Source organism: Croceicoccus hydrothermalis, assembly GCF_022378335.1.
Lineage (GTDB): Bacteria > Pseudomonadota > Alphaproteobacteria > Sphingomonadales > Sphingomonadaceae > Croceicoccus > Croceicoccus hydrothermalis.
Window position 1 is genome coordinate 276,400 of sequence record NZ_JAIQCI010000006.1, and the last position, 12,580, is coordinate 288,979.

General features: G+C 64.0%; 10 protein-coding genes. 2 read left to right on the top strand and 8 right to left on the bottom strand.

The features are described from left to right. Nucleotides 1–114: 114 nt before the first annotated feature. From K4G67_RS06740 to K4G67_RS06750, 3 genes are read right to left on the bottom strand one after another with little or no spacing between them, the layout of a single operon-like run. Nucleotides 115–840 (bottom strand): MauE/DoxX family redox-associated membrane protein, encoded by a 726-nt coding sequence (locus tag K4G67_RS06740; protein WP_239805704.1) that lies wholly within the window; start codon nt 838–840, stop codon nt 115–117. Nucleotides 841–881: 41 nt separating this feature from the next. Next, nucleotides 882–1,352: a DUF411 domain-containing protein gene (locus tag K4G67_RS06745; RefSeq protein ID WP_239805607.1), complete on the bottom strand. Its 471-nt coding sequence runs from the start codon at nt 1,350–1,352 to the stop codon at nt 882–884. Nucleotides 1,353–1,399: 47 nt separating this feature from the next. Further along, nucleotides 1,400–1,675, bottom strand: coding sequence for a metal-sensitive transcriptional regulator (locus tag K4G67_RS06750; protein ID WP_239805608.1), 276 nt, complete (start codon nt 1,673–1,675; stop codon nt 1,400–1,402). A gap of 94 nt (nt 1,676–1,769) precedes the next feature. Between K4G67_RS06750 and K4G67_RS06755 the strand changes: the two genes are divergently transcribed. Together K4G67_RS06755 and K4G67_RS06760 are read left to right on the top strand one after the other, a co-directional pair. Beyond that, the gene (locus tag K4G67_RS06755) at nt 1,770–3,578 is read left to right on the top strand and encodes a copper resistance system multicopper oxidase (protein ID WP_239805609.1); all 1,809 of its coding nucleotides are present in this window, start codon (nt 1,770–1,772) and stop codon (nt 3,576–3,578) included. Then, nucleotides 3,578–4,675, top strand: coding sequence for a copper resistance protein B (locus K4G67_RS06760; protein ID WP_239805610.1), 1,098 nt, complete (start codon nt 3,578–3,580; stop codon nt 4,673–4,675). The genes K4G67_RS06755 and K4G67_RS06760 overlap by 1 nt, the downstream gene beginning before the upstream one ends. Before the next feature lie 115 nt (nt 4,676–4,790). Here the strand turns inward: K4G67_RS06760 and K4G67_RS06765 are convergent, their stop codons facing one another. The 5 genes from K4G67_RS06765 to K4G67_RS06785 form a co-directional block, all read right to left on the bottom strand. Next, nucleotides 4,791–5,066: a hypothetical protein gene (locus tag K4G67_RS06765; RefSeq protein WP_239805611.1), complete on the bottom strand. Its 276-nt coding sequence runs from the start codon at nt 5,064–5,066 to the stop codon at nt 4,791–4,793. A 471-nt stretch (nt 5,067–5,537) separates the two neighbouring features. Continuing rightward, nucleotides 5,538–7,601, bottom strand: coding sequence for a glycoside hydrolase family 97 protein (locus tag K4G67_RS06770; RefSeq protein ID WP_420830001.1), 2,064 nt, complete (start codon nt 7,599–7,601; stop codon nt 5,538–5,540). Further along, nucleotides 7,598–9,211: an alpha-amylase family glycosyl hydrolase gene (locus K4G67_RS06775; RefSeq protein ID WP_239805612.1), complete on the bottom strand. Its 1,614-nt coding sequence runs from the start codon at nt 9,209–9,211 to the stop codon at nt 7,598–7,600. The genes K4G67_RS06770 and K4G67_RS06775 overlap by 4 nt, the downstream gene beginning before the upstream one ends. Beyond that, entirely contained in the window at nt 9,211–11,037 is a 1,827-nt protein-coding gene (locus K4G67_RS06780) for an alpha-amylase family glycosyl hydrolase (protein WP_239805613.1), read from the bottom strand. Before K4G67_RS06780 ends, K4G67_RS06775 begins: the two co-directional genes overlap by 1 nt. Then, complete coding sequence (locus K4G67_RS06785) at nt 11,034–12,572, bottom strand: tryptophan halogenase family protein (RefSeq protein WP_239805614.1); 1,539 nt, start codon at nt 12,570–12,572, stop codon at nt 11,034–11,036. Before K4G67_RS06785 ends, K4G67_RS06780 begins: the two co-directional genes overlap by 4 nt. Between the last annotated feature and the right edge of the window lie 8 nt (nt 12,573–12,580).

The window sequence follows — 12,580 nt, forward strand, 5'->3', positions numbered from 1 at the left end:
CGCCATGAAACGCCAGTAATTGCCGCCGCCGTGCGACCTATTGCCGGATGGGTCTTTCGTCATGTTGGTCTTCCCTCGAATGCTTCGAATGTCTCGCCGCGGATGGGCTGCAGGTTACAGAACGACCCAGCCCAGCGCCTTCGCTCCCATCCATAGCCCCATGCCGATCATGAACAGGTTTTCGGTCAGCGAGACGAAGCCCAGCGGAACGTTGCTCCCCCCGCCGACGCAGGCGCATTTCAGCTCGCGCCTGTCGATATACACCGCCTTAAACACGCTGATCGCGCCAACGGTTCCGATGAAGAGCGACACCGGCACCGACACGATCGGCAACGCATGCGCCACCATCAATATGCCGGCCAGTGCCTCCCCGAACGGGTAGATGAAGCCATATCGCACCCACCGCCGCGCCAGCAGGTCGTAATTCAGGAACATGGTCGAGAAGCTGCGGATATCCTGCAGTTTCTGTATGGCGAGGAGCGCCATCGACAGGCTGACGAACCATTCGATCGCCGGCACCGTAAGAATCGTGCCGAACACGTACCAGCTGATCGCGAGGGCGAGCAGGAACGCGACGCCGAAAATGGCGATGACCGGTTGATAGCTGGTTTCGCCTTCCTTCTGCACCGACTTGCCGAAATATTCGCGCAAATCGTCATAGCCGCCGATCCGCTTACCACCGATGAAGGTCTGCGGCGTGGTCTTGACCCCGTGCTTTTCCTTGAACGCGTCGGTTTCCTCCCGCGTTTCAAGGTAATGGTCGTCCACCGCGAAGCCTTCGCGTTCGAGCAGGTCAACCGTCTTCAAACCGTAGGGGCAGACATGATCGGGCATGACCATCCGGTAGACGGTGGCGGTCTTTTCGTGCGCGTCGGCGTGTTTCACGATGTGCTCCCGTTATGGCTGGCCCATACGCTGCGGCCGTCCGGCCCGAAGGCGACGACCTTGTACGCCTGGCGATGATGGCCATGCTCCATGCCGGGCGAACCCATCGGCATGCCCGCAACCGCAAGGCCGGTGACCCCCGCCGGGCGTTCGGACAAAAGCCGTTCGACATCGGCGGCGGGCACGTGCCCCTCGATGACATAGCCGGCCATGATGGCGGTGTGGCAGGAGATGAGGTCCGCCGGGACGCCGGCCTTTACCGCGGCCATGCCGGGATGGTCGACGGCCTTCACATCGTGCTTGCCGGCCTGCTCCACATGGTCGGCCCAATCGAGGCAGCATCCGCAATCGCGATCGCGATACATGGTGAAGCTTGCCGCCTGCGCGACACCGGCGCAGGCCGCGACGAATATCGCGGCGGACGAGGCGAGCATGCGGCGCGCGCCTTTACGGGTTCGGTCTGTCATCGTCAGATTCCTTTCGTCTGGTTTCAGGCAGGGAGCGCGGCTTGCGATCATCGCTTCGCCTTCTCGAAAAGGTCGATCAGCTCGCCGAATTTCACCGCCTGCTCATCCGGGTCGCCGCTCGCGATGGCATCGGCGACGCAGCAGGCGGCATGACGTTTCAGGATCTCGCTTTCCGCCCGGCCCAGCGCGGCCTTGATCGCCTGCACCTGCGTCAGGATGTCGATGCAATACCGGTCATCCTCGACCATTTGCGCCACGCCGCGCACCTGCCCCTCGATCCGGCGGAAGCGGTTGACGATGCGGGTGCCGTGCGGTGTCGCCACTTCATCTTCTCCGATCTTAGCTCATACCCACCGGGGTATCTTGCTATACTCTGGTGGGGTATATATGTCGCGCCGCGAAGGAGTTGCAAGGTCGATGTCTCGATTGAATGTTTCACGCCGCGGTCTGCTGGCCGCCGGAACCCTGGGCGCGGGCGCGCTCGCCCTTCCGGCATGGGCGCGCGGCGGCGATCTGCATGGCGGGATGATCCGCCCCGGTTTTGACGAGGTGTCGGGCCGCGACATCGCGCTGACCATCGGAAAGGGCGTACGCATGGTTCAGGGACGGCGCGGCCATGCCGTTGCCGTCAACGGAAGCGTGCCCGGCCCGCTCGTCCGCCTTCGCGAGGGCGAGCCTGTGCGGATTGCGGTCACCAACATGCTCGACGAGGACAGTTCGATCCATTGGCACGGGCTCCTCCTCCCGTTTCAGTTCGACGGCGTGCCCGGTGTCAGCTTTCCCGGCATCGCGCCGGGCGAAACCTTCGTCTACGACATTCCCGCCCTGCGTCAGCACGGCACCTACTGGTGGCATAGCCATTCCGGCATGCAGGAACAGGCGGGGCATTACGGCCCGATCGTGGTGGAGCCCGCCCGCCGCGATGCGGTCGAAGCGGACCGGGATTACGTCCTGCTGCTCAGCGAATTCACCCCGCTCCACCCGCACACGATCATGGACAAGCTTAAAAAGGGCGAGGAATACTTCAATTATCAGAAGACGAGCTGGACCGGCGATTACCCTTTATCGGGAGAGGCGCGGCGCATGTGGGCGAACATGCGCATGATGCCGACCGATATCGCCGACGTCACCGGCTCCACCTATACCTATCTCGCTAACGGGCGCGGGCCTGACGAAGCGCCCGAATTCACGTTCAATCTGGGGGAGCGCGTTCGCCTTCGCATCATCAATGGCAGCGCGATGACCTTCTTCAATATCCGCATTCCCGGCGCGAAGTTCCACGTCGTCGCCGCCGATGGGCAGGACGTGCGCCCGGTGGAGGTCGAGGAGTTTCAGATCGGCACGGCGGAAACCTACGACATCCTCGTCGAACCTTTGGGCGAGGCGCATGCGATTATCGCCGAAAGCATGGACCGGTCGGGCATGGCGGTTGCCATGCTGGCCTCGCGCCCCGGAGCAAGGGCCGATGTGCCGGCGCTGCGCGATCCGCCGCTGCTGACCATGGCGGACATGGGGATGAACCATCGGGCCGGACAGGGCCCCGGTGCGGACATGGCCGGTGACATGGGCCGTATGGACCATGCGGCGATGGGCCATGCCATGCCGGCGGACACGACCGGCGCGCATGCGATGGGCGGCATGGATATGCGCGATACGTCGCTGCTTCCGCCCGATGTAAAGGTCGGACCGGGGATCGACATGGTGTCGATGAACCCTGTCGATCGCATGGGCGACCCGGGCATCGGGCTCGCCGCGGTCGGGCACCGCGTGCTGTCCTACAAGGATTTGGTTGCGCTATTGCCCAATGACGATTTGCGGCCCCCGTCGCGGCACATGGAAATCCACCTTACCGGCAATATGGAACGGTATATGTGGTCCTTCGACGGGAAGAAATTCTCCTCCGTAAGCGAGGATCCGATCCGTTTCGCCTATAACGAGCGGGTGCGCGTAAAGCTCGTCAACGACACGATGATGGCGCATCCGATCCACCTGCACGGCCATTTCTTCGAACTGGTCAATGGCGCGCCCGCCGATCGCCAGCCGCAGAAGCACACCGTCATCGTGCAACCGGGCGGTAGCGCCACCTTCGACCTGACCGCGGACGAGGAAGGAGACTGGGCGTTTCATTGTCACCTCCTCTACCACATGCACATGGGCATGTTTCAGATCGTCACGGTCGCGCCGCAAGGGGAACACCCCGATGTCGAACGGGTGGGAGAGGATTGATGCGCCCGTTCGTCGCCATTGTCCTGAGCGCTGCCGCCTCGCCCGCATTCGCCCAGACACACATGGGCCATGGGGCGCACGGTGGAGATGGCCCCGCCCCGACGACATGCGAGGAGGAGGCCGCCCGCCACCGGGCGATGGGGCACGCGGTGCCCGACGGGGCGTGCAAATCGGCCCCGGACGATATGCCGGAACCGTCGCCTGAAGAAGGCCATGCCGGGCGCCATGCCGAACATTCCGGAATGGACCATGGAAGGAACCGTGGTTCCATCAACCACGGCGCAATGGATCATGGGGCCATGGACCACGAAGCAATGGATCACGTGGCAATGGACCATTCTGCGATGCCTGTGCCTCGAACCGCGCCGCCCGCTGCTGCTGGAAGCGGTCCGGCGCGCGCGGCCGATGCGATCTGGGGCGCCGATGCGATGCGTGCCTCGCGCGCGGCCTTGCGAACGGAGATCGGCGGCATGCGCTATTTCTGGTTTCAGGGCGAGCGCGCCGAATATCGCGCGCGCAAGGGCGGCGATGGCTATCTCTGGGACGTGCAGGGTTACTACGGCGGCGATCTCGACAAGTTCTGGTTCAAGAGCGAGGGCGAAGGCTCTTTTGGCGCGCGGCCCGAGGATGCCGAAATCCAGGGGTTGTGGAGCCATGCCATCGGCCCGTGGTGGGATGTACAGGCTGGCATCCGGCAGGACCTTACCGGGCCGGAGCGCACGCATGCCGTACTCGGCGTGCAGGGGCTTGCACCTTATCTGTTCGAAGTCGACGCGGCGGCATTCCTGTCGAATGAAGGCGATCTGACCGCGCGTGTGGAGGCCGAGCTGGATCAGCGGATAACACAGCGGCTGATCCTGCAACCACGCGGGGAAGTGAACCTTTCGGCGCAAGACGTGCCGGAACGCGCGCTCGGCACCGGCGTCACCTCCGCCGAGGTGGGCGTAAGGCTGCGATACGAGTTTGTCCGCGAATTCGCGCCCTATATCGGGGTCGAGCAGGAATGGCAGCTTGGCGAAAGCGCGGACCGGACCCGCCTCGACGGCGAGGATCCGCACGTAACGCACTACGTCATAGGCGTGCGCTTCTGGTTCTGAGGCCGCGGGTAAGGATCAGGCGCGCCCGTATCATCATGCCCACGGCGGTCTCGTCGGCACGAAACCGATGCATCATGAGCGGTGCCCGAACGCAAACCCGTGCAGGCGTGGCGCCTTAGACGATGCCCCTTCGAGGTTTCTCCCTCATGGCGCGATTTTTCAGTCTGTTCATGTAATCGCCGAAACCGGGGGCCGGGAACTGCCAGGACCGCCGGATCGACGAAAGCGGTGCCATCGGCGAAAGCCCGCGTATCGTTGAAAGGGTCAGCGGGCTTCTGCATGGAATCCAAAACGCCCGCAGACCCCTCTTTCGGAAGCTTCTCAGCGCATCGGAAACAATGGCGTGCCCGCAGGCGAAATTCTCCTCGATCCACCCCAATTCGGCCAGCATCTCGCCCTTGCTCGTCCCGACGCCGCCGTGTGCTTCAGCTTCGTTTGATTATTCGCGCGATCCTGTCCGGCGGGCGCGATTGCTCTGCGCGCGCGGCTTGGCCGCCAGCGGTCTGCGAGAGATGGTGCCCTCCAAAAGATGTTGGGCGAACCCATGTATTTCGCGTGTGCTGCGGGGCCGCAATTGGCAGATTCGAGGCGGCCTGCCCCTCTTCGCATTGGCGGGGCGCCGCATGACGATGGCGGCGGAAGGCATGGCGAGGCACTCTGTCCATCTCGGCTGGCGACCCGAAATACGGCATTGCTCCTGCCCGATGCCGAGGGGGCAATCGCGATGCCGGTGACCGCCATCGATGCGAAGGCAGTATCATCGCCGATGCGATCGGATCGCGTGGCTCGGCCCGCTCCGCATGCTGAACCCGGACGCGCGATGCCGCCGCCCATCTTTCCGGCATACGGCGAGCAATAACGCTCAGCGTGGCACGAGCCGGATCGCCAGCCCGCCACCCGGCGCCAGCCGCACGGCGTAGCTGTCGCCCTTGCGCACCGTCACCGTATCATAGGCGATGTCGTGCCGCCTTTCGGTCAGAAAAGTGGCATCGGGTCCGTCCTTCCACACCTTCGCGGTGTAGGTTCCGCCCTCTTCGAGAAAGTCGAAATCGAGCGTCAGCGCACGCTCGGTCGCGTCGTTGACGCCGCCGACATACCAATCCTCGCTCGCGCGATCCTTGCGCGCGAAAATGGCATAATCGCCCACCGCACCGGCGATGAGGCGGCTTTCGGACCAGTTGGTGGGCACAGTCTCGATGAATTCGAGTTCGCGCGGATGCGCGGCCAGGCTTTCGGTGAAATCCGCCGCCATCTGGATCGGGGAATAGATCGCGAGATACAAACCAAGCTGTTTCGCCAGAGTGCTGGCGATCGGATAATCCCGATCCCCCACGAGGCTGAGCACGCCCGGCGTGTAATCCATCGGCCCGGAAAGCATGCGCGTGTACACCAGCGTCGGTTCGTGGTCCGGCCCGTTGGCAAAGGGCGCCCAGGCATTGTATTCCTGCCCCCGCGCCCCTTCGCGCGCGACCCAGTTGGGATAGGTACGGCGCAGTCCTGTATCCTTGACCGGTTCGTGCGCGTTCACCGCGACATGGTTCTTCGCCGCTTCCTCCACCACGCGAAGGTGATGCTGCACCTGCCGCTGCCCATCGTGCCATTCGAACGTTTCGGCATCGCCGGCGCATGGATCGGCAATATCGGCATTGCACGACGTGATCCCGCCCGCATCGGCGACATATCCGGTCTTTACCCAGTCCACGCCCAATGTGCCGTAGAGCGCCATCGCATCGGCAAGCTGTTCCTCGTAAACCTTGATATTGCCGCCCGTTTCGTGATGGCCGATCAGACGCACGCCTTTTTTCCGCGCGTAATCGGCGACCGCCTGAAGGTCGAAATCGGGATAGGCTTCGGTAAAGCTGTAATCGCGTCCGTTGCCGAACCAGTTGCCGTCCCAACCCACGTTCCACCCTTCGACGAGCACGCCGCGAAAGCCGTGTTCGGCGGCGAAATCGATATATCGCTTCGTGCGTTCGGTCGTGGCGCCATGCCGCTCGCCCGACGCCCAGCTCCAGCGGTTGGAGATCATGCCCCACCAGATGCCGATATATTTGCCCGGTTCGACCCAGCTTACATCACCGAGCTTGTTCGGTTCGTTGAGGTTCAGTTCGAGGTCGCTTTGGACAAGGCCCGCCGGCCCGTCGCTGATACGGATGGTGCGCCAGGGGGTGGTGAAGGCCCCTTCGCGCACGACCTTGGCGCCGCGACTCGACGGGGCGAGCGTCGCGCGAAAGCGCGAGCCTTCCATGCGCCGCAGCCACATGCCCGAATAATCGACCAATGCCGCTTCGTGGAACGACAGATGCGTCCCGTCCGAAAGCCGCATGGTGATCGGCGTGTGCGCAATGCCGACCTCCGCGATCGGCGTTTCGTTATAGAGATATTCGTATCGGTTGAAGTCTCCGCCGGGGATCCACCACGCCTTGCCGTCTGCCGCCGCCTCGGGCGCGATGGCGAATTCGGTCAGCTCCTCCGCAATGTTCGCGACCGGCATTTCGGCGCTTTCGGGAAATTCGTAGCGAAAGCCGATGCCGTCGTCGAACACGCGCATCCGCACGGTCAGCGCGCGCGTGCTGGTTTCGCGCGCCTCGCGGAACGTGACCGACAGCTCGTTGTGATGGTCGCGCACGAAGCGGCGTTCGCCCCACGGTTGCTCCCACGTTTCGTCGTGGGTGGCGCGGCCCTCGCTTTGTATCGTGAAATTGCGGCGCATCGGCTCCGCATCGGTGAACAGAAAGCCCAGATCGCTGTCCGCGATCAACGGCTTTCCGTCGCGCGTCACACGGTAGAAGGCGACGCCGTCCCCATCCACATCGAGCGTCACGACGGTGCGCCCGTCCGGGGAGGAAACATCGCCGGCAAAGGCGGGCACCGCACTCGACGCGAGCAGCATGCCCACCGCGGCCCTGATTGCGACGCGCATCATACCCGCACCATGACCGCGGCATAAGGTCCGAGACTGTCCGAAACCGAATTGACGCTGCATAGGGTGTCTCCTTGGGGGATGGAAATATGGTGGAGCGTGTCGGGCGACATGTTGAACAGGCACACCACCCGTTCGTCGGCCGTAAAGCGTTCGAGCCGCAGCAGCGCGCCCGTCGCCTCGCAGACCGCAGCGCCATGCCGCAACGCAGGCGACGTCTTGCGCAAGCCGACAAGTTCGCGGGTCAGCGCAAGGAGAGAGGCCGGGTCCGCGTCCTGTTGCGCGACGGACCGGGCAAGGTTCTCTTCGCCATGGGGGAGCCAGGGGGTGTCGGATCCGAACCCGCCGTCTTCACCGCCGTGCCATGGCATCGGCGTGCGCGCACCATCGCGCGACAAGGTCAGCGGCCAGTTCGCGATCGCCTCTGGATCCTGCAATTGTTCGAACGGAATATCGACCTGGGTGAGGCCCAGTTCCTCGCCCTGATAAAGGATGATATTACCGCGCAGCGAGGCGAGCAGCATCATCTTCATCCGCGCGAACCGCTCCCGGTACTCCGGCGCGCACCAGCGCGAGACGGCGCGCGGCGCATCGTGATTTTCGAAGGCCCAGCTTGGCCAGCCCGTCCCGCCTGTCTCCGGCCATTCGGCCAATGCTGCACTCACAAGGCCGGGCGTCAGGCGATCGGCATAGAGGAAGTTGAAGCCATAGGCGGAATTCAGCCGGCCATCGCCCTGCGTAAAGGCCTTCATCTCGGTTTCGGCCTCGTCGCCGCCGACCTCCGCGACGGTAAAGATCGCGTCATAGGCATCGGTGACGGCACGGATCCGTTCGATGAAGCCGGGAATGTCGGGATGCGACATGTTGTGGATCTTGCGCTGAAAATCGAACGGGCGCGTGCGGGGGCGATCGCTCGGCGGGGCCGGCGGATTGTCGCGCAATTGCGGATCGTGCATCGCGAAATTGAGCGCGTCGATACGGAACCCGTCGACACCGCGGTCGAGCCAGAACCGCGCCACATCCAGAATGGCGTCCTGCACGGCGGGATTGTGCCCGTTGAGCTGCGGCTGACAGCTCAGGAAATTGTGCAGGTAATATTGCCCCCGCCGCGCATCCCACGTCCAGGCGGGGCCGCCGAACACCGATTGCCAGTTGGAGGGCGGCGTGCCGTCGGGCTTTGCATCCGCCCAAACGTACCAATCGCTGCGCGGATTATCGCGGCTCGCCCGGCTCTCCGTGAACCAGGGATGTTCGTCCGACGTATGCGAATAAACCTGATCGATCAGCACCTTGAGCCGCAGGCCATGCGCGCGCGTGACGAGCGCATCGAAATCCGCAAGCGTCCCGAAGATCGGATCGACATCCCGATAATCGGCGACGTCATAGCCGAAATCCTTCATCGGGCTGGTGAAGAAGGGCGAGATCCAGATCGCATCGACACCGAGCGAGGCGACATGCTCCATGCGGCTGGTGATCCCCCGAAGATCGCCGATCCCGTCGCCGTTCGCATCCATGAAGCTGCGCGGATAAATCTGATAGATCGCGGCGCCGCGCCACCACTCCACCGCGGCGTCGGCCGGCGCGGTGCGCTGAACCGTGTCGACGTCTGCCATCACCCGGTCTCCAGTTCGCACACAGCCCAGCCGAAGGCGGAGATGGTCAGCCGCACGCTGCCAGGGGCGGTGACCCTCGCGGGACATTCGCCGGAAAGCGGGGTCAGCGCGCGGGCATCGTAATTCACCGCGATGTCGCGCGTGATCGGCTCCTTGGAGGTGTTGAACGCGGCGAGGACGCGGTTTCCGCTGGCTGCATCGTATCGCTCCACCGCGAGCAGGCCCGGCCCCTCGTGATCGAAACCGCGCACAATGCTCAACCCCCGGCGCAGCGCCGGAGAGCCGGTGCGCATCGCCGCCAGTTCGCGGATAAGACGGTAAAGCGGGTGTCCGGCATCGAAATTCGCCTGTGCCGTGGTGGCATCGGTGCCAAGCAGACCATTGTCGTTATAGGCATCGACCCGGCTTTCGAACATGTCCTCACGCGCGAGTTGGTCATTGCCGTCGGAGATGAACCCCTGCTCATCCCCGTAATAGACCGTCGGCACGCCGCGCAGTGCGAACATCATCGCATGGCCGAGCTTTGTCCGGGCGAGCAGTTCGGTGCGATCGTCGGTTCCGGCATAATCGCGCAGGAACATCGAAAACCGCCCGAAATCATGGTTGCCAAGGAACGTCGGCAGGCCCGTGGCGGTGACCGCCCCGCCGGGATAGATCACGTCCTGCAACAGGAAATCCGCCATGACGGCGGGGCTTTCCCGCCCGCTCGCGACGAGCTGCGCCGTCTTTGCGAAGCCCATGTCGAGTGCGTAGGGCAGACCCGCCTCCGCCATGACCCGCGCGGCGGTGACGGCGTCCGGCGTATCATACGCGATCTCCCCGAAAATATGGAAATTGGGGATGCCCCGCGCCTCCGCCCGGGCGAGCATGGCGGGTACGAAAGCCTGCCAGAATTCGGGATTTACGTGTTTTGCGGTGTCGATCCGAAAGCCGTCGATCCCGTAACGATCGATCCAGTCGCCGAAAATCTCGATCATTCCGTTCACGACGCGCGGATGTTCGGTGAACAGATCGTCCAGCCCCACGAAATCGCCATCGACACTGCTTTCACCGATCCAGAACGTATCGCCGCGATTGTGGTAATAGATCGGATCGTTGAGCCAGGCAGGAACCTTCGCATGACGCTCCGCCTCCGGCACGACGGGGGTGTAGGCAAAGGACGGATCGGTCAGCCGCGCCCAGTTTTCGGCGCTCGGATCGGCGGGGTCGAACCCTTCGTTGATGGCCGGACCATCGGGACCGCCGCGCGTGGAATAGGGATAATCCCCCTTGCCGCGATAAACGTATTCGTCCTCTGCAAAGCGGATCACGTCGGCGGTGTGGTTGGCGATGATGTCCATATAGACTTTCATCCCGCGCGCATGCGCCGCCGCGACGAAGGCTTCGAAATCCGCGTTCGTGCCGAAATGCGGATCGACCCTTGTGAAATCGGTAACCCAGTACCCGTGATAGCCCGCGCTGAAACTTTCCGGATCGCCGGGCTTGCCCTGCACCGGCTTGTTCTTGAAGATCGGCGCGAACCAGATCGCGGTGACGCCCATCCCCTGAATATAGTCGAGCTTTTCGGTCAGGCCCACAAGGTCGCCGCCGTGATAAAACCCCTTGTGCGCCGGGTCATATCCGCTGAGCAGCCGATCCGCGGGATAGCCACCGCGATCATTTTGCGTATCGCCATTCGCGAACCGGTCCGGCAGCACGAAATAGATGATTTCATCCTCCACCCCGCGCTCGCGAAAGCTTTCGGGTGCTGGTTGGGCCGCGGCGGTTTGGGCAATTGCGGGCACGCTCGCAATCAGGGCGGCGGCAACAAGGGCGAGGCGTTTCATCGGGCTGTCTCCATCATGGCGGCAGATCGGGGCATGGGTGGCGATGCGCAGAATTCGCGCAAGATTTCGACGTGGGTCGGCATGGTTTCGACGAGCGACGCGATACCCGCCGCCATTTCGTCCAGCATGCGGGAAAGCACGTGCGCAGCGAGCGCATCGGTGTTGGGGTGAAGCGTATGGGGGACAACCCCCTGCCCCAGAAGTACCTGAACCCAGCCCGGCTCGGTAAACAGCTCATCATGCTCACGCTGGACAAAGCCTGTGGCGCGGAACATCGCGAGCCGCGCGGCGAGACGATCGGGGAGCGTCATCGCCCGGCAGCGATCCCAGAACGGCTGCCCCTCACGCGCATTGGCGGCGTAATGGAGGATCAGGAAATCGCGGATGTTTTCCCATTCGAACCGTGCCTGTCGATTGAATTCCTCCGCCATGACGACGGGCGCGTCGCGGCGGGGCAGCATGGCGAGAAAACGCGCGATGCCCGACTGGATGAGATGAATGCTCGTCGATTCGAGCGGTTCGAGAAAACCGGCCGCGAGACCCAGCGCCAGGCAATTGCCCTGCCACGGCGCCATGCGCATGCCGGTGGTGAAACGCAGATGGTTGGCAGCGCCGATCGGCGCGCCGTCCATATGATCGAGCAGGAGCGTTTCCGCATCTCCTTCCGACAGAAACTCGCTGCAATAGACGAGGCCATTGCCGGTCCGGTGCTGCAACGGAATGCGCCATTGCCAGCCTGCGGCACGGGCCGTCGCGGTCGTGTAGGGCGCGATCGGGTCCGCCGGCGCGCCGGGCACCGCCACCGCGCGGTCGCAGGGAAGCCAGTGGCTCCAGTCCGCGAAACCATCGCCCGCCGTCCTGTCCCGGAGCAACGCCCGAAACCCGGTGCAATCGAAAAAGAAATCCGCCTCGACCCGCCGCTCCGCATCGAGGGCGAGCGCGGCGATCGTCCCGCTTTCGCCATCGCGTTCGACCGCGAGGATCCGACCCTCGATCCGCTCCACACCGCGCTCTTGCGCGAAACGGCGCAGGAAGCCTGCGTAGAGCGTGGCATCGAAATGACAGGCCCAGGGCATGTCGGCGGCTGCGCGATCCTGCCCCACCCGCATCTTGCCCGCGCGCGCCGCCATTTCGTTGAGTGAGTAGGCGGAAAGATCCTTCGCCAGACCCAGTTCCCGCCCGCGCAGCCAAAGCTGATGAAACGGCAGCAATCCCGCCCCGCGCCCGACATGGCCGAATGCATGCATGTAGCGTTCGCCGTCGCGCCGCCAGCCGTCGAACGCGATGCCGAGCTTGAACGTGGCCTTCGTTTCGCGCAGGAACCGGCCCTCGTCGATGCCGAGGGCGCGATTGAACAGGCGGATCTGCGGAATGGTCGCCTCTCCGACGCCGACCGTACCGATCGCCTCCGATTCGATGAGCACGACCTCGCACGCCGTGAGCCTTGCGAGGGCGGCGGCGGCCATCCACCCCGCCGTGCCGCCCCCCGCGATCGCGATTTTCAACGGTCGCTGCGCATGATCATCCTGCATCATGGACCGTA

Excerpts from the sequence above, each read along its gene's own strand:
- K4G67_RS06780 (WP_239805613.1), bottom strand. The coding sequence starts at position 11,037 with ATGAAACGCCTCGCCCTTGTTGCCGCCGCCCTGATTGCGAGCGTGCCC.
- K4G67_RS06770 (WP_420830001.1), bottom strand. The coding sequence starts at position 7,601 with ATGATGCGCGTCGCAATCAGGGCCGCGGTGGGCATGCTGCTCGCGTCG.
- K4G67_RS06765 (WP_239805611.1), bottom strand. The coding sequence starts at position 5,066 with ATGCTGGCCGAATTGGGGTGGATCGAGGAGAATTTCGCCTGCGGGCAC.
- K4G67_RS06760 (WP_239805610.1), top strand. The coding sequence starts at position 3,578 with ATGCGCCCGTTCGTCGCCATTGTCCTGAGCGCTGCCGCCTCGCCCGCA.
- K4G67_RS06785 (WP_239805614.1), bottom strand. The coding sequence starts at position 12,572 with ATGATGCAGGATGATCATGCGCAGCGACCGTTGAAAATCGCGATCGCG.
- K4G67_RS06740 (WP_239805704.1), bottom strand. The coding sequence starts at position 840 with ATGGTCATGCCCGATCATGTCTGCCCCTACGGTTTGAAGACGGTTGAC.
- K4G67_RS06745 (WP_239805607.1), bottom strand. The coding sequence starts at position 1,352 with ATGACAGACCGAACCCGTAAAGGCGCGCGCCGCATGCTCGCCTCGTCC.
- K4G67_RS06755 (WP_239805609.1), top strand. The coding sequence starts at position 1,770 with ATGTCTCGATTGAATGTTTCACGCCGCGGTCTGCTGGCCGCCGGAACC.
- K4G67_RS06775 (WP_239805612.1), bottom strand. The coding sequence starts at position 9,211 with ATGGCAGACGTCGACACGGTTCAGCGCACCGCGCCGGCCGACGCCGCG.